12 protein-coding genes are annotated in these 16701 nt (G+C 60.7%); 9 read left to right on the forward strand and 3 right to left on the reverse strand.

The genetic code is table 11. The features are described from left to right. Window positions 1-247: 247 nt before the first annotated feature. The gene (gene guaB, locus AC2ISB_RS04435) at window positions 248-1696 is read right to left on the reverse strand and encodes an IMP dehydrogenase (RefSeq protein WP_339107089.1); all 1449 of its coding nucleotides are present in this window, start codon (window positions 1694-1696) and stop codon (window positions 248-250) included. Window positions 1697-1955: 259 nt separating this feature from the next. Here guaB and AC2ISB_RS04440 point away from each other — a divergent pair, with 259 nt between their 5' ends. Both AC2ISB_RS04440 and AC2ISB_RS04445 read left to right on the forward strand, forming a co-directional pair. Next, window positions 1956-3128 (forward strand): RsmB/NOP family class I SAM-dependent RNA methyltransferase, encoded by a 1173-nt coding sequence (locus AC2ISB_RS04440; RefSeq protein WP_486576301.1) that lies wholly within the window; start codon window positions 1956-1958, stop codon window positions 3126-3128. A 182-nt stretch (window positions 3129-3310) separates the two neighbouring features. Further along, on the forward strand, window positions 3311-5569 hold the full coding sequence (locus AC2ISB_RS04445) for an ATP-binding response regulator (RefSeq protein WP_406721652.1): 2259 nt from the start codon (window positions 3311-3313) through the stop codon (window positions 5567-5569). Here the strand turns inward: AC2ISB_RS04445 and AC2ISB_RS04450 are convergent. After that, the gene (locus tag AC2ISB_RS04450) at window positions 5557-6165 is read right to left on the reverse strand and encodes a sulfotransferase family protein (RefSeq protein WP_486576303.1); all 609 of its coding nucleotides are present in this window, start codon (window positions 6163-6165) and stop codon (window positions 5557-5559) included. The genes AC2ISB_RS04445 and AC2ISB_RS04450 overlap by 13 nt on opposite strands. 216 nt (window positions 6166-6381) lie before the next feature. Here AC2ISB_RS04450 and recA point away from each other — a divergent pair, with 216 nt between their 5' ends. The 4 genes from recA to AC2ISB_RS04470 all read left to right on the forward strand — a co-directional run bounded on the left by recA (window position 6382) and on the right by AC2ISB_RS04470 (window position 11551). Next, on the forward strand, window positions 6382-7449 hold the full coding sequence (gene recA, locus AC2ISB_RS04455) for a recombinase RecA (RefSeq protein ID WP_339109499.1): 1068 nt from the start codon (window positions 6382-6384) through the stop codon (window positions 7447-7449). A 134-nt stretch (window positions 7450-7583) separates the two neighbouring features. Next, entirely contained in the window at window positions 7584-8465 is an 882-nt protein-coding gene (locus tag AC2ISB_RS04460) for a bifunctional helix-turn-helix transcriptional regulator/GNAT family N-acetyltransferase (protein ID WP_406720624.1), read from the forward strand. An 89-nt stretch (window positions 8466-8554) separates the two neighbouring features. Next, entirely contained in the window at window positions 8555-11209 is a 2655-nt protein-coding gene (gene alaS, locus AC2ISB_RS04465) for an alanine--tRNA ligase (protein WP_486576305.1), read from the forward strand. Between the two features lie 51 nt (window positions 11210-11260). Next, complete coding sequence (locus AC2ISB_RS04470; protein WP_339107095.1) at window positions 11261-11551, forward strand: DUF1330 domain-containing protein; 291 nt, start codon at window positions 11261-11263, stop codon at window positions 11549-11551. Window positions 11552-11597: 46 nt separating this feature from the next. Here AC2ISB_RS04470 and AC2ISB_RS04475 read toward each other — a convergent pair whose 3' ends face one another. Continuing rightward, entirely contained in the window at window positions 11598-12530 is a 933-nt protein-coding gene (locus tag AC2ISB_RS04475; protein WP_486576307.1) for a hypothetical protein, read from the reverse strand. 288 nt (window positions 12531-12818) lie between these two features. Between AC2ISB_RS04475 and cysS the strand changes: the two genes are divergently transcribed. Genes cysS through AC2ISB_RS04490 form a run of 3 tightly spaced genes read left to right on the forward strand, consistent with a single transcriptional unit; the run spans window position 12819 to window position 16603 of the window. After that, window positions 12819-14204 (forward strand): cysteine--tRNA ligase, encoded by a 1386-nt coding sequence (gene cysS, locus AC2ISB_RS04480; protein ID WP_486576309.1) that lies wholly within the window; start codon window positions 12819-12821, stop codon window positions 14202-14204. 27 nt (window positions 14205-14231) lie between these two features. After that, window positions 14232-15848, forward strand: coding sequence for a citramalate synthase (gene cimA / locus AC2ISB_RS04485; protein ID WP_486576311.1), 1617 nt, complete (start codon window positions 14232-14234; stop codon window positions 15846-15848). Beyond that, window positions 15845-16603, forward strand: a complete 759-nt coding sequence (locus AC2ISB_RS04490; protein WP_486576313.1) for a squalene/phytoene synthase family protein — start codon at window positions 15845-15847, stop codon at window positions 16601-16603. Before cimA ends, AC2ISB_RS04490 begins: the two co-directional genes overlap by 4 nt. Window positions 16604-16701: the final 98 nt, after the last annotated feature.

Here is a 16701-nt window from a genome sequence, read left to right on the forward strand (position 1 = left end):
TGGTGCCGAAGGGCGCGAGCGAGCCGAACAAGCGTGACAGTGACGTGAAGCGGGCCAGCAGCCATCCTTTGCAGGGTCGTTGATTTCTCCCAGACCCGCCGCTGGCGTTCATTCCTTTTTCGGAATGGTTCCAAACATTCCTGTATCCGCCATCTGCTTGATACTCTGTCCAGTTCGCCTTGTGGTCATGAAAAAAGGCCGGGGCGATTTCTCGCCCCAGCCCCATAAAGCCCAGTAAAATATGGGGTCAGCCGATCCGATAGTTCGGCGACTCCCGCGTGATCTGCACGTCGTGGACATGGCTTTCTTTGAGGCCCGCGCCGGTGATGCGGACAAATTCGCAACCGCCGCGCATGTCGGCGATCGTGGCCGAGCCGGTATAGCCCATAGCTGCGCGCAGGCCGCCAACCATCTGGTGGATCACGGCACCGGCGGCACCTTTATAGGGCACCTGACCTTCGATCCCTTCGGGGACCAGCTTGTCGGACGCGGCATCTTTCTGGAAGTAACGGTCTGCCGAGCCGCGGGCCATTGCCCCCAGAGACCCCATCCCGCGATAGGACTTATAGGAGCGACCTTGGTAAAGGATCACTTCGCCCGGCGATTCATCGGTGCCAGCAATGGCCGAACCGACCATTGCGCAGCTTGCGCCCGCCGCAATCGCCTTTGCGAAATCGCCCGACATCTTGATCCCGCCATCGGCGATGATCGGGGTGTCGCCCGCGCCCGAGACGCAGTCCATGATCGCCGAAAGCTGCGGAACACCGACGCCTGCCACGATACGGGTGGTGCAGATCGAGCCCGGGCCGATCCCGACCTTGATGGCATCCGCGCCCGCCGCGATCAGGGCTTGGGTGGCTGCCGCTGTCGCAACGTTCCCCGCCACGACCTGAACGTCGGAGCGATAGGCCTTGATGGCCTCGACCGCTTTGGCCACGCCGGCGCTATGGCCGTGGGCGGTGTCGATCACGATCAGATCGCAGCCTGCATCGACAAGCGCGGTCGAGCGTTCATAGCCCGCGTCACCTACGGTGGAGGCCGCCGCCACGCGCAACCGCCCCTTGTCGTCTTTGCACGCGAGCGGATTCAGCACGGCCTTGTCGCTGTCTTTCAAGGTCAGCAGACCCGTCAGATGGCCATTGGCATCGGTCACCAGCAGTTTCTCGATCCGGCGCTCTTTCATCAGCTTGCGTGCTTCGTCGCGGTCGGCAGGCTCTTGCAGAATGGCCAGATTGTCTTTGGTCATCATCGCCGAGACCGGCGTTTTCGCATCGGAGGCAAACCGCATGTCGCGGTTGGTCACGATGCCGACCAGACGGTTATCGGCATCCACAACGGGGAAGCCAGAGACGTTGTAGCGCGTCACCAGATCCTGTGCATCGGCCAATGTCTGGTCGGGGCGCAGGGTGATCGGGTTATAGACGATGCCAGATTCGAACCGCTTCACACGGCTGACTTCCTCGGCTTGTTCGGCAACGGTGAGGTTGCGGTGGATCACGCCCATCCCGCCAGCCTGCGCCATAGCAATCGCCATACGGCTTTCGGTCACAGTATCCATGGCCGAAGAAAGAAGGGGGATGTTCAGACGGATCGATTTCGTGACGAAGGTCGAAACATCGGCCGTCGATGGCAGCACCGTGGATGCTGCTGGAACTAATAGGACATCGTCGAAGGTAAGCGCCTCGCGAATCTGCATGACCGGGTCTCCGTGGCAGGGTTCGTTTGACGCTTCCTCATTTCACTACTTTTCGGGAAAGGCAACCCCAAGAGCATGTTGATTCGTGCATAGTCGATGTGCGTCTGGTGGGAAAACTGTCCTGAGAGCCTCTGGCACGGGGTTGTGGGTCTGGCGCAACGCCTGTGCTCCGTTTGCACCCGCTAACGGGTGAAAGCGGCAACACCTCTGGCAAGTGTGGCGGTCTTTGCGTAGCACTAGGAAAAACGAAGAGGTTCTTATGACCCCGGCAGCGCGGGTCGCGGCAGCGATCGAGATTTTGGATTTGGTACTGTCGGGCGAGCCGGCAGAGCGGTGTCTGACGACATGGGCGCGCAATAACCGCTTTGCAGGGTCCAAGGACCGTGCGGCGATCCGCGATCATGTCTATGATGCCTTGCGGTGCCGCGAGAGTTTTGCCCGTCTGGGCGGGGCGAAAAGCGGGCGCGGTCTGATGATCGGTGCGTGCCGGAGCCAGAATGTCACCCTTGGCGAGGTGTTCTCGGGGGTGGGGCATGCGCCTGCGCCATTGACCGCGACGGAAGAGGCCGCGCTTCTGGCGCCTGTGCCCGAGGGGCTGGAGCTTCTGGACTGGCCGGACTGGCTCTTGCCGCAGCTCAAGGCCGATCTGGGAGAGGATTTCGTAGCGGTCAGCCTGGCCCAGCGGGAGCGGGCGCCGCTTTTCCTGCGGGTCAATCTGGCAAAGACCACGCGCGAGAAAGCGATGGCGATGCTCCGGCGCGACGATATCGATGCAGAGCCGCATCCTGCCGCCTCAACGGCGCTGAAGGTCGTGCAGGGTGCGCGCAAGCTGCGTCTGGCGCAGGCCTATCTGGACGGGTCGGTCGAGTTGCAGGACCTGGCCTCGCAGATTGCCATCGAGGCTTTGCCGCTTGACGGGGTGGCATCGGCGCTTGATTTCTGCGCGGGTGGCGGAGGCAAGGCGCTGGCTTTGGCCGCACGGGCCCCGAAGCTGCGTCTCAGTGCACATGACATAGATGCCGGACGTATGAAGGATTTGCCCCTGCGGGCCGAGCGGGCAGGCGCGTGGATCGACCTGCTCCCCCCGGGGGCCGTGACGGGGCAGTGGGATATGGTTCTTGTGGATGCGCCCTGTTCCGGTTCGGGCACGTGGCGGCGGACGCCGGATGCCAAATGGCAGCTGCTTCCGGAGCGGCTGGACGCGCTTGTGGCGCTGCAATCGGAGATTCTGCAGGCGGCCTCTCGGTATGTCGCGCCGGAGGGCTATCTGGTCTATATGACCTGTTCGCTATTGCATTGCGAGAATATCGCGCAGGCGGAGCAATTTGCTGTTAACCCAGAATGGCAATGGGTCGAACATCGCCAACTGACGACGCAAGACGGATCGGACGGGTTTTTCTATTCTGTTTTCAAAAGGATGAATGCGGAATGATGCCAGAATACCGGTTGCCACACTATCTGTAATGGTCTCAATTCGAGGTTGTGCTTTGATGCCTGTTAATTCGCCCTTAACTGATTTGATGCTTCATGCCTGAGAACGAAGACAAGAATGAGGTCCAGAAGGTGGTCCATCCCGATCAGCCCGTGCACAGCATCGGCCGCAATGTTGGTGTGATGACCCCTGGCGCGATGTATCTGCTGCTTGCGGCTCTTGGCGCGATTGTCGCGGGGCTGGTGGTGCAGGACCGGCTTATGATGATCGTGCTCTTTGCCGTGGCGGCGACATTTGTGGCGATCTCCGCAGGGATGAAACTGTCGCAGCTTTGGGCGCGTCACCAGCGGCGCCAGATGCATCTGCAGATTGCCAATTTCGTGGCACAGGATGCGTCTCCCTCCTTTACGACGGATGCCGAGGGCGAGATCGGCTACCAGAACCGTGCGGCGCTGGAACGGTTCGGGGCGCGGGGCCAGCAAAGCCTGACCCACGCCCTCGGGGAGCTTTTTGCCAATCCCGGGTCGGTCCTGAACCGTCTGCAAGCCAAAGCAACCGCTCTGGGGGCCGCGCGCGAGGATCTTGTGACGCGGCGCGGGCATGTGCGCCTATCGGTCCATCAGATCGGGGATGGCGATTTTCTCTGGCGTCTCGAAGATATGGCCGAACGCCCGTCTGGCGGTCGTGGGGCCGAAACGATCAGCCTGCCCATGCTGACGGCGTCGAAAAACGGCACGATCCTGTTTATGAACGAGGCATTGCGCCGCCTGACCGGCGAGCGCTATCGCACGTTGGATCGTATCTTCAATGACCTGCCGCTGCGTTCGGGCGAAGAACACGAGATCGGCACGCCCAACGGGCCGATCCGCTGTCTGGTGTCCGAAATCGAGGCGCGTGCCGGTCGTCGGGAGATCTATCTGTTGCCGGTGGCCGAGACGCGTCCGCTGCAGCATGATCCGGCCTCGTTCGAGGCGCTGCCTGTGGCTTTGCTGCGGGTTGACGGGCATGGGCGCATCATTGCGTCCAACCGCGCCAGCCGTGCCTTGCTGGGCATGCTGCCGCCCCATCCCACTATGGTCGATATGTTCGAAGGTCTGGGACGTCCGGTCAATGACTGGGTCGTGGATGCATTGGCCGGGCGTGCGGAGCATCGTCCCGAGGTTTTGCGTACACGGCATGGCGAAAAGGAAACCTATCTGCAAATCACGCTGAGCCGTGTGGTCGAGGAGGGGCGCCCCGGACTGGTGGCGGTGCTGTCCGATGCCACGCAACTCAAAACGCTTGAGGCGCAATTCGTGCAAAGCCAGAAGATGCAGGCAATCGGTCAGTTGGCGGGCGGCGTTGCGCATGATTTCAATAACTTGTTGACGGCTATCTCGGGGCATTGCGATTTGCTGATGCTGCGCCACGACAAGGGGGATCCCGACTTTGCCGATCTTGACCAGATCTCACAAAACGCCAATCGCGCCGCTTCACTGGTGGGTCAGCTTCTGGCCTTTTCGCGCAAGCAAACGCTCAAGCCGCAGGTGCTGGACCTGCGCGATACGCTGTCTGATCTGACACATCTGCTCAATCGTCTGGTCGGTGAGAAGGTCCTGCTGACACTCCAGCATCCGCTTGATCTGCGCCAGATCCGTGCTGACAAACGCCAGCTTGAACAGGTCTTGATGAATCTGGTCGTGAATTCCCGCGATGCGATGCCGGAGGGGGGCGAGATCCGGATCGAGACGGAAAATCTGTATCTCAAAGAGGACTTCAAGCGTGATCGGGTGTCCGTTCCGAAGGGCGATTATGTCTCGGTCAAGGTGATTGACGAGGGGACAGGGATCGCGCCGGACAAATTGACGAAGATTTTCGAGCCTTTCTACACCACCAAACGCACTGGGGAAGGCACCGGTCTGGGGTTGTCGACGGCCTATGGGATCATCAAGCAGACGGGCGGCTATATTTTCTGTGATTCCGTTTTGGGGTCGGGCACCTGTTTCACTATTTACCTTCCGGCTCATGATAAGGCGCAGGGCGATGACGACGAGGTGGCCAAGCCCATTGTCACTCAGGAACTGGCCCAGAGCGAGCGGACCGCAACCGTGTTGCTGGTCGAGGATGAGGCACCGGTGCGTGCCTTTGCCTCCCGCGCGTTGAAACTGCGTGGCTATACTGTTTTCGAGGCGGAGAATGCTGAGGAAGCCCTTGAAATACTGGAAGATGAAGGGCTTGCTGTCGATATTTTCGTGACAGATGTGATCATGCCCGGCATGGATGGACCGACATGGGTTGTCGAAGCGTTGAAGAAACGACCGGGGACGGCGGTGGTCTTCATGTCGGGCTATGCCGAGGATGTCTTCCTTGACGGCAAGCCGCCGATCAAAGGGTCGGCTTTCTTGCCGAAACCCTTCTCGTTAAGCGAACTGACCGCTACGGTGCAAAATCAGTTGGGCTGAGAAGAGAGAGCCTGATCATAAAGCCGGAAATCGTCTTTCATAAAGGCGACCAAGCGCGCCTCGACGGGCGCGCTTAATTTTGTGTCCACGGTTGGGGGAACATTTATGCGCGGTAGAGAGATTTCGAATCTTAAACGGTCTTCCAGAAATTGTAGAAAATTTCCGATATCCTCGTAACGGTACAGTCGATCCACCAGTAGATTTCCGGCTGTATCTGTCAGGAAGTCCGATTGTTTCTGCAACTTCGCATGCGGGGGACAGGGCGTCTGCATATAGTCCAAAGCAAATTCTTCGAAACTGCGATTGTGGAGCGGATGGTCGGGCAGATCAAACCCGTCCCGCAACAAGAATCGGTACCACGAGCGCAGCCATTCTACCGGATGCCGGATAAGAGCGACCGTGGTGAAGGGGCTTGATGAATTGGCGCAAAGATAGGGCTTCAGGTGTTTCCGAAAATCCATTGCAGTCATGTGCTTGAGCACATCCGGCCGTTGCATCGAGACCGAGGCCAGTGGTTCGAGGGCCGTTTCGATCGCGGTCGAACCCGCCTTCGGTGTTGCAAGAAAGACCAGTTTTTGATCCCAGAAAATCAGCATAATTCGCCCAGAATTCTATTATTTTGGTGTCAGGCCGCAGAGCCCGGTTTTGTTGTAAACTATTGATTAACTATACGGGCGCAAGCTTTGTTAGGCCGATATGTTGAATTGTTCTTGTTTTGGTCTCAATTTCGGCTTAACGAACATTACTAGAACATTCACCATGTCCGGGTAATTGTGATCCGGCGTGCACTGTGAAATAAGGAGATGATCCTAATGGTAACGGCGGGCCTTTTCGATATGGCGGACAAGATGAAAGCAGATAAGCAGAAGGCGTTGGAATCGGCGCTTTCGCAAATTGAGCGGCAATTTGGCAAAGGCTCGATCATGAAGCTTGGCGAAGGGGCCAAGATTGATATCGAAGCAACCTCAACCGGTTCCTTGGGGCTTGATATTGCCTTGGGTATCGGTGGGCTGCCGAAAGGGCGGATTGTCGAGATCTATGGTCCGGAAAGCTCCGGGAAGACCACGCTGACGCTGCATACGGTTGCTGAAGAGCAGAAAAAAGGTGGCGTCTGTGCCTTTGTCGATGCAGAGCACGCCCTTGATCCGGCCTATGCACGCAAGCTGGGCGTTAATCTTGATGAACTGCTGATTTCCCAACCCGACACGGGCGAGCAGGCTCTGGAGATTGTCGATACGCTGGTGCGTTCGGGGGCGGTTAGCCTTGTCGTGGTCGACTCCGTGGCTGCGTTGACCCCTAAGGCCGAGATCGAAGGCGATATGGGCGATGCGACGGTCGGGGCGCAGGCGCGGCTTATGTCTCAGGCGATGCGCAAGCTGACCGCGTCAATCGGGCGGTCGAATTGCATGGTGATCTTTATTAACCAGATCCGCATGAAAATCGGCGTGATGTTCGGCAATCCGGAAACCACGTCGGGCGGCAACGCGCTGAAATTCTACGCCTCTGTCCGTCTGGATATCCGCCGCACCGGTGCGGTCAAGGATCGTGACGAGGTGGTGGGCAACGCGACCCGTGTGAAGGTCGTCAAAAACAAGGTGGCTCCGCCCTTCAAACAGGTCGAGTTTGACATCATGTATGGCGAGGGTATCTCGAAGGTCGGTGAATTGATCGATCTTGGTGTCAAGGCGGGTGTCGTCGAGAAATCGGGGGCTTGGTATTCCTACGGGGATGAACGCATTGGCCAAGGGCGTGAAAACGCGAAGCAATTCATGCGTGACCATCCCGATATCGCGAATGCGATCGAAGAGAAGATCCGGTCGAGTCATGGGTTGAACCTTGATTCGAACGATGAGGATAACGCGCTGACCGAAGACGAGTAAGCGCGCGGCGCAGAACGCGCCAATAAGGTGCAGAATGCACTGAAATCTGGCCGGGCCCGTTGTGGCCCGGTTTTTCTTGTCTTGGGGCTTTTGTCTGACTAAAGTCAGTTAAAACATCGGATCGGAGTCAGTATATGGCACGTGAGGCAGAGCCGGCGGTCAAGCGTTTGAGGCGGTTCAATCGGGTTGTGACGCTCGAGTTGGGAGCGCTTGATCAGAGTTTTCTGGGGCGCGGGCGTCCTCTGCTTGAGGCGCGCGTGCTTCATGCGGTCGGGTCCGGTGTTTCGGATGTGGGGGATCTGCGTGAGCGGCTGAACCTCGATTCCGGGCTGATGAGCCGCCTGTTGCGCAAGCTTGAGGCCGAAGAACTCATCGTTCTCTCGCCCGATCCGAAGGATGGCCGTCGTAAGCGCATTCTGCGGACCCGCAAAGGGGAACGGGAATTTGACGCCTATGAGGCGCTGTCCGATCAGGCCGCCCAAACCGTGTTAAACCGCGTGAAGGACAAAGAGGAATTTCTCAAAGCCGTGGATCTTGTGGCCTCTGTCATCGGGCGCGAGCGGATCGAGATTGTCGAGGTTGATCCAGATGACGCGCGCGCGATTGCCTGCGTGAATGCCTATGTGGCCGAACTCTCGCGCCGTTTTGGCGAGGATTTCGACCGCGCGCGCTCGGGGGAGCCCGAGGCCGATGCGATGCGTCCGCCGCGCGGCACCTTCCTTCTGGCGCTGTCGGAAGGGCTGGCGATGGGCTGTGTCGCGGTGAAAGACATGGGGGAACGTGCTGAAATAAAACGCCTTTGGGTCGATCCTTCGGCGCGCGGCATGCGTCTGGCCCATCGTCTGATGCGCGAGGCCGAAACCCGCGCCTATGATCTGGGGCACCGCGAGCTGGTGCTGGATACCTCGGCCAGATTGCCGGAGGCGCGGGCTTTTTACCTCAAGACGGGCTGGGGCGAAATCGCGCGGTATAACGACAATCCCTATGCCGATCATTTCTTTGGCAAGGAATTATAAGCCTCGATTGGTCACAACACCCGTGCTTTGCTGGACAGCCAGCCCGCGCGGCGCTAAACGGAAGCAAATCCCCAAGAAGGGCGCAAGATATGGTCTCTCTGAACGAAATCCGGTCCACCTACCTCAACTTCTTCGAGCGGAACGGGCACCGGATTGTGCCCAGCTCGCCGCTGGTGCCGCGCAACGACCCCACGCTGATGTTCACGAACTCCGGCATGGTGCAGTTCAAGAACTGCTTCACCGGTGTCGAGAAGCGTGATTACACCCGCGCGACCACCGCGCAGAAATGTGTGCGCGCAGGCGGCAAGCATAATGACCTCGACAATGTGGGCTATACCGCGCGCCACCATACTTTCTTTGAAATGATGGGGAATTTCTCCTTCGGCGATTACTTCAAGGAAGGCGCGATCAATTTCGCATGGGAGCTGCTGACCAAGGATTTCGATATCCCGAAGGACAAGCTCTTGGTCACTGTCTATCACACCGATGACGAGGCGGCCGATATCTGGAAAAAGGTCACGGGCTTTACCGATGACCGCATCATCCGCATCCCCACGAAGGATAACTTCTGGCAGATGGGCCCGACCGGCCCCTGTGGTCCCTGCACCGAGATCTTCTTTGACCACGGCGAACATATTGCCGGTGGCCCTCCGGGCAGCCCCGATGAGGATGGCGACCGCTTCATCGAGATCTGGAATAACGTCTTCATGCAGAACGAGCAGTTCGAGGACGGCTCGATGCGCGAACTCGATATGCAGTCGATCGACACCGGCATGGGGCTGGAACGGATCGGCGCGCTTCTGCAAGGCAAGCATGACAATTACGACACCGATCTGATGCGCCATCTGATCGAGGCCTCGGCCCATGCCACCTCGACCGACCCCGATGGGGCGGGCAATGTGCATCACCGCGTGATTGCCGACCACCTGCGCTCGACCTCCTTCCTGATTGCCGATGGGGTGATGCCCTCGAATGACGGTCGCGGCTATGTGCTGCGCCGCATCCTGCGTCGTGCCGCGCGTCATGCGCATATGCTGGGCGCCAAGGATCCGGTGATGTTCAAGCTGGTGCCAGCGCTGGTGCGCGAGATGGGCGCGGCTTACCCCGAGCTTGGTCAGGCGCAGGCGCTGATCGAAGAGACGCTGAAGCTGGAAGAGACCCGCTTCAAGGTCACGCTGGACCGTGGTCTGAAGCTGCTGGATGACGAGCTTTCGGGCCTGCCCGAGGGGGCGGCCCTTCCGGGGGAGGCGGCGTTCAAGCTTTACGATACCTATGGCTTCCCGCTGGATCTGACGCAGGATGCGCTGCGCGAGAAGAACCTGACCGTGGATGTGGACGGCTTTGACGCCGCGATGGCCGAGCAGAAGGCCAAGGCCCGTGCGGCTTGGGCAGGCTCGGGCGAGGCCGCCGATGGCAAGATCTGGTTCGAACTGGCCGACAAGCTAGGCGTGACCGAATTCCTTGGTTACGACTCGGAAGTGGCGGAAGGCCAGATCACCGCGCTGGTGTCTGATGGTGCGGAAGTGGCCGAAAGTGATGCGACCTGCATGATCGTGGTCAACCAGACGCCGTTCTACGGTGAATCGGGTGGTCAGGTCGGCGATACCGGCGTGATCGAGACCGAAACGGGTAAGGCGCGCATCACCGACACCAAGAAGGTTGCGGGCGTCTTCATCCATATGGCCGAAGTGACCGAGGGCAAGATTGCCCGTGGGCAGGGCGCGCGTCTGGTGGTGGATCACGCCCGCCGTTCGGCGATCCGTGCGAACCACTCGGCCACGCACCTGCTGCATGAGGCGCTGCGTCGTGCACTTGGCGATCATGTGGCGCAGAAGGGCTCGCTGAATGCCGAGGACCGCCTGCGGTTCGACTTCAGCCATGCCAAGGCGCTTTCGCCTGAGGAAATGCGCCAAGTAGAGGCCGAGGTGAATGAGTTCATCCGCCAGAACACCGCCGTTGATACCCGTATCATGACCCCCGATGATGCCCGCGCGCTTGGCGCTCAGGCGCTGTTTGGCGAGAAATACGGCGATGAGGTGCGCGTTGTGTCGATGGGCAAGCTGGCGGGCTCGGGTAAGGGCACGGCGGGCGATGTCTATTCGCTGGAACTTTGCGGCGGCACCCATGTGACCCGCACCGGCGATATCGGGGCCTTCGTGGCGCTTGGCGATAGCGCGTCCTCGGCAGGGGTGCGCCGCTTCGAGGCGCTGACCGGTCAGGCCGCGATCGATTACCTCAAGGCGCAGGAAGCGCATCTGGTCGAGGCCGCCCATGTTCTCAAGGCAGCACCTGCCGATCTGGCAGATCGCGTGAAGGCGTTGTCGGACGAGCGTAAGGCATTGGCCAATGAGGTGGCCCAGCTGCGCCGCGAATTGGCGATGTCGGGCGGCGCGACCGGCGGCAATGAAGCCGAAGAGATCAACGGGATCAAGGTTGTGGCCCAGTTCCTGACCGGCGTCACCGGCAAGGATCTGCCGCCGCTCGTCGATGAGTATAAGGCCAAGCTTGGCTCGGGGGCCGTGCTTCTGGTGGCCGATGCCGGTGGTAAGGCCGCTGTGGCCGCTGGCGTCACCGAAGACCTGACCGCGCGTCTGTCGGCGGTGGATATGGTCCGCGCGGCTGCTGGCGCGCTGGGGGGCAAGGGCGGCGGTGGCCGTCCGGATATGGCGCAGGCCGGTGGGGCCGATCCGTCTAAATCGGATGAGGCGATTGCCGCCGTCAAGGCATTGATCGAAAGCAAATAAGCAAAACGGGGCCGCAGTCAAAATGCGGCCCCTTTCAACAGGAGAGAGCGGATGCCGGGTGCGTATTGGATTGCCCATGTGACGGTGACGGATGCCGAGGCCTATGGCAAATATGCCGAGTTGGCAGGCCCTGCCATCGCCGCAGCGGGCGGCAAGTTTCTGGCCCGTGGGGCGCGGTTCGTACAGCTTGAGGGCAGGGAACGCCCGCGCAATGTTCTGGCGTGGTTCCCGAGTCTGGAGGCCGCCGTCGCGTGCTATAACGGGCCTGCCTATCAGGCGGCGCTTGCGCATGCCAAAGGGGCTGCAGAGCGCGAGTTACTGGTCGTCGAGGCGATGGAGTAAGACCCCGCCTTTGCATCGCAAAGCGCCCCCCTTTAAGGGGCGCTTTTTATGGGAGCGTGGCCTGTCTTGCGTCACGCCGCCCGATGCGCAGGGCTTTGCGCATCTGCTTCAGCTTCCAATGCTGTTCGTGCTGCAAGGCCAGATCGGCGGCCCATAACCCCATCTGGTAGTGTCCGCGCTCCTTCGCATTTTTCAGCATCAACTCGTTATAGAGTACGGATTTATGGCGTACCCGTAGCGCCTGTGCCAGCCATTGGTCGCTGATCTCGCCACGCAGCGCGCGCAGGGAGACCTCGGTCAAAAGCCGCAATTTCAGCAGGACCGGCGGCACCTTATGGCCGAAATGGCGCAGGCGGTGCAGCTGGACAGTGGGGCCGGACAGGCGCGCGGCATGGGCTTTGTCCTGCGGCTCGAACGGATCGAAGAAAAGATGCGCAGAGGCCAGGTCTCCGACCGCTTCTGCCGCATCGCCATAGGGCAGGGACCAGTCGGTGATCTTGCGCGCGTAACGGTAGCGGGTCTCGAAAGGGGCAATGCTTGTGTCCAATGTCGATTGCGGCGCAAAGGCCACCACATGCGCGCCGGGCGAGAGCCGCGAAAAGGTAAACGCCCCGAAGCCCCCCATCGACGCCCCGTAGAATGTGACGCGCTCGAAGCGGCGGAAAAGCCCCTCGGCGCGCAGCGTTTCCAGCGCGGCGATCAGGTCGGGATCGCGATACCAGTCGTTGCGTTTGTTGATCAGGCCAAGGATCGACCATCCCTGTTTGCGCAGCAGGTGATGGCCCCAGGGGTGCTGCTCGCCTTCAATCCGGTTGGTCGAGAGATTACCGAAACTGACCACCAGATGCTGACCTTCGATGCCTGATTGCGGCAGGTAGGCCAGCGCGTGATGGGCCAGCTCGTGGCAGAACCCGCCCTGCTGTTCCGCTTCGGCGGTGATCTCGGTGAAAGAGCGATGGATGGGCGTGACGTCGTTCATAGGCAGGTCCTGTCTGTTGGCCTCAGGATAACGCAAGACGGCGGGAAGGTAAGGCATGTTTTTTCGCCCTGCGATATGGGGGCGGGCGGTCTCGTGCGGCGGGCAGTTTGTGCTTCACAAGCTCTGTCGGACAGGATATGAGAACCTCCATGACCCAGACCGCAACCATCACGATCTGCTGCATTATCGGCTGACATTCGTCGGGCGGTCCGGTCTTGCTTTCCCAAAGCTGAAATCCCGAACCCGCCCGAGCGGTGGCCGTTCCATGCCGTGGGGGAGAGACTTCAGATGACCCAGATTCGCTTGCGCAACACGATGTCCCGTCAGGTGCAGGATTTCGCGCCGATTGATCCGAAGAATGTGCGGATCTATCTCTGTGGGCCGACGGTCTATGATCGGGCGCATCTGGGCAATGCCCGCCCTGTGGTGGTGTTTGATGTGCTGCAACGGCTGCTGCGCCATGTCTATGGCGAGAGCCATGTGACCTATGTCCGCAACTTCACGGATGTGGATGACAAGATCAACGCCACCGCCGTGAAGCGCCGTGAAGAGGGAGCGGAAGGCTCGCTTGAGGATCTGATCCGCGCCCGTACCGAGGAAACCATCGCGTGGTATCATGCGGATATGGATGCTCTGGGAGCGGCGCGCCCCGACCACGAGCCGCGCGCGACCGATTACATCAATGCGATGATCGCGATGATCGAGCGGCTGATCGAGGGCGGGCATGCCTATGCTGCCGAAGGGCACGCGCTGTTTCGGGTGCGGTCGTATAAGGACTATGGCCGCCTTTCTGGGCGCTCGGTTGATGATATGATCGCGGGGGCGCGGGTCGAGGTGGCGCCCTATAAGGAAGACCCGATGGATTTCGTGCTGTGGAAGCCCTCGGATGATGGTTTGCCCGGTTGGGACAGCCCTTGGGGCCGCGGGCGTCCGGGGTGGCATATCGAATGTTCGGCCATGAGCTATGAGCTGTTCGGGGACAGCTTCGATATTCATGGCGGCGGCATCGACCTGCAATTCCCGCATCACGAGAATGAGGTGGCGCAAAGCTGCTGCGCCCATCCGCATGGCGAGTTTGCCCGTTTCTGGCTGCATAACGAGATGCTGCAGGTCGAGGGGAAGAAAATGTCCAAATCCTTGGGCAATTTCTTCACCGTGCGGGATTTGCTGGACGAGGGCATTCCGGGCGAGGTGATCCGCTTTGTGTTTTTGCAGACGCATTATTCGAAGCCGATGGATTGGACCGCCGAGAAGGCGCGGCAGGCGGAGGCCACGTTGCGCAAGTGGCGGGCGGCCGTCGCGGGCATCGAACCCGCGCCGGCCGCAGCGCCCTCGGTGATTGCTGCGCTGGCGGATGACTTGAACACGGCGGGCGCTATTGCGGCATTGCATGCGTTGAGCGATCCGGCGGAGTTGAAGGCTTCGGCGCAGATGCTGGGGCTGTTGCTGGAGGATATGGGAGAGTGGGCCGAGGCGCCGGTGGCGGATCTTTCGGCCTATGCCGAGCATCTTGCCGACCTGCGCGCGCGTGCGATGGAGACCAAGGATTTCGCCCCTGTGGATGCGATGAAGCAGGCGTTGGTGGCGGCGGGTGTTGAGGTGCGGATGTCGAAGGCGGGGGTGGAGCTATTGCCTGCGGCGGGTTTCGCACCGGAGAAGCTGCCTGCGCTGTAAGGCGCAGCGCAGGAGGGAGAGCAAGCGATGAAAGAACGTCTTTATCTATACGACACGACGTTGCGGGATGGCCAGCAGACGCAGGGGGTGCAGTTTTCTGTCTCCGAGAAGGTGCAGATTGCGCAGGCTTTGGACCGGATCGGGGTGGATTACATTGAGGGCGGCTGGCCCGGCGCCAATCCGACCGATAGCGATTTCTTTGAGGCGCGGCCCCAGACGCGCGCGACATTCACCGCTTTTGGTATGACCAAACGGGCAGGGCGGTCGGCGGCCAATGACGAGGTTCTGGCGGGGGTGATGAATGCCGGAACGCCTGCCGTTTGTCTGGTGGGCAAGACGCATGATTACCATGTGACGGCGGCGCTGGGGATCTCGCTTGAGGAGAACCTCGAGAATATCGGGGCGAGTGTCGCGCATATGGTCTCCGAGGGGCGCGAGGCTTTGTTTGACGCCGAGCATTTCTTTGACGGCTATAAGGCCAATCCCGATTATGCGCTGTCTTGTGCGCGGGCGGCCTATGAGGCGGGGGCGCGTTGGGTGGTGCTATGTGACACCAATGGCGGCACCCTGCCTGCCGAGATTTCCGCGATTGTGGCCGATGTGATTGCGGCGGGCATTCCGGGGGATCATCTGGGCATCCATTGCCATGATGATACCGGCATGGCTGTGGCCTGTTCGCTGGCGGCGGTGGATGCGGGGGTGCGCCAGATTCAGGGCACTCTGAACGGGCTGGGCGAGCGCTGTGGCAATGCCAATCTGACGGCTCTGATCCCGACGCTTTTGCTGAAAGAGCCCTATCGCAGCCACTATGACACTGGCGTGCCGGAGAGCGCGCTTGCAGGCATCACGCGGCTGTCGCGCAAGCTGGACGATATTCTGAACCGCGTGCCCTTGCGCAGCGCGCCCTACGTGGGCGCCTCGGCCTTTACCCATAAGGCGGGGCTGCATGCCAGCGCCATCCTGAAGGACCCTGCGACCTATGAGCATATCCCGCCCGAGACGGTGGGCAATACGCGCCAGATCCCGATGTCCAATCAGGCGGGGCAGTCGAACCTGCGTGCGCGGCTGGCGGATATGGGGCTCGAGATCGCCAAGGGCGACGAGCGGCTGTCCGAGATCCTTGACGAGATCAAGCGCCGCGAGGATCACGGCTATGCCTATGACGGGGCGCAGGCGAGTTTCGAGCTGGTCGCGCGGCGGGTGCTGGGCGAGTTGCCGCGGTATTTCAAGGTAGAACGCTATCGCGTGGTGATCGAGCGTCGCCATAACGGGCGCGAGATGGCCAATTCTTCCGAGGCGGTCGTGGTTCTGGATGTGGGCGGCGAGCGGATGCTGTCGGTGTCGGAAAGCTGGGATAACGAAGGTTATGATCAGGGGCCGGTGAACGCTTTGTGGCAGGCTTTGGCGAAGGATCTGGGGCCGTATCAATGCCATATCGAGGATATGAAGCTGGTCGATTTCCGCGTGCGGATTACCGGCGGCGGCACGGCGGCGGTGACGCGGGTGGTCATTGATTCCGAGGATGGCAATGGCAACCGCTGGTCGACGGTCGGGGTGAATGCCAACCTTGTCGATGCCTCTTTCGAGGCGCTGCTTGAGGCGATCCAGTGGAAGTTCCTGCGTGACGGGGTGCGCCCGCTATGAGTGCCCTGACCGAGGCCGAGGCCCATTGTGCGCAGATGGTCGAGCAGAGCGACCCCGAGCGGTTCCGTGCCTTGATGGCGACACCCGAGGCGGATCGCCGCAAACTCTGGCCGCTTTATGCGGTGAACCTCGAACTGGCGCGGGCGCCTTGGGCCTCGAAAGAACCGATGATCGCCGAGATGCGCGTGCAATGGTGGGTCGATGCGCTGGAGGCCTTGCGGGCAGAGGGCACGGCGCCACCATCCGAGATCGGTCCGGCATTGGCGGGGCTGCGGCCTGTGGCGGGGCTTTTGCTGGAACTGGCCGAAACACGGCGACAGGATTGCTGGCCCGATGTCTTCGAGGATCATGAGGCGCTCTGGCGGTATCTGGATGGCACCGCCGGGGCGCTCTATCTGGCGGCGGCGCAGCTTCTGGGGGTTGATGCGCGCGAATGGTCCGTGCTGCGTGGGCAGGCACAAGGGGTCGGTCTGGCGGCCTATCTTTGTGCGGTTCCCGAGATCGAGCGGCGCGGACGTCACCCTTTGCCAGATGGCCGCAGCGCCGCTATCGCCGGTCTGGCGCAGGCCGGTCTGGCGCGGCTTGCGCATGGAAATCTGTCGCGGCAGGCGCGGCGGGCGTTACTTCCGGGATGGGAAAGTCGTGCGATTTTGACAGAAATATCGCGCAATCCTGCCTGTGTTAGCCAAGATATTCCTAGGAAAAACGGCCTCAAACGCCAATTTTCTTTCCTGAGGCATGCGCTCGCGGCGTAAGCTGCTTTTGGCTTAAATGAATCTTCAGCACTTCACAGCATGTTTATGACCTAACGCGGGGGCAGAATCCCGCTTTGGGTTGGGACACCGCGTCGTGT

The sequence above is a fragment of the Thioclava sp. NS-SX20 genome, assembly GCF_057380695.1.

Coding starts and splice junctions, on each gene's coding strand:
- alaS (WP_486576305.1), top strand. CDS start 8,555: ATGGTCTCTCTGAACGAAATCCGGTCCACCTACCTCAACTTCTTCGAG.
- AC2ISB_RS04470 (WP_339107095.1), top strand. CDS start 11,261: ATGCCGGGTGCGTATTGGATTGCCCATGTGACGGTGACGGATGCCGAG.
- cimA (WP_486576311.1), top strand. CDS start 14,232: ATGAAAGAACGTCTTTATCTATACGACACGACGTTGCGGGATGGCCAG.
- guaB (WP_339107089.1), bottom strand. CDS start 1,696: ATGCAGATTCGCGAGGCGCTTACCTTCGACGATGTCCTATTAGTTCCA.
- AC2ISB_RS04450 (WP_486576303.1), bottom strand. CDS start 6,165: ATGCTGATTTTCTGGGATCAAAAACTGGTCTTTCTTGCAACACCGAAG.
- AC2ISB_RS04445 (WP_406721652.1), top strand. CDS start 3,311: ATGACCCCTGGCGCGATGTATCTGCTGCTTGCGGCTCTTGGCGCGATT.
- AC2ISB_RS04460 (WP_406720624.1), top strand. CDS start 7,584: ATGGCACGTGAGGCAGAGCCGGCGGTCAAGCGTTTGAGGCGGTTCAAT.
- cysS (WP_486576309.1), top strand. CDS start 12,819: ATGACCCAGATTCGCTTGCGCAACACGATGTCCCGTCAGGTGCAGGAT.
- AC2ISB_RS04490 (WP_486576313.1), top strand. CDS start 15,845: ATGAGTGCCCTGACCGAGGCCGAGGCCCATTGTGCGCAGATGGTCGAG.
- AC2ISB_RS04475 (WP_486576307.1), bottom strand. CDS start 12,530: ATGAACGACGTCACGCCCATCCATCGCTCTTTCACCGAGATCACCGCC.
- recA (WP_339109499.1), top strand. CDS start 6,382: ATGGTAACGGCGGGCCTTTTCGATATGGCGGACAAGATGAAAGCAGAT.
- AC2ISB_RS04440 (WP_486576301.1), top strand. CDS start 1,956: ATGACCCCGGCAGCGCGGGTCGCGGCAGCGATCGAGATTTTGGATTTG.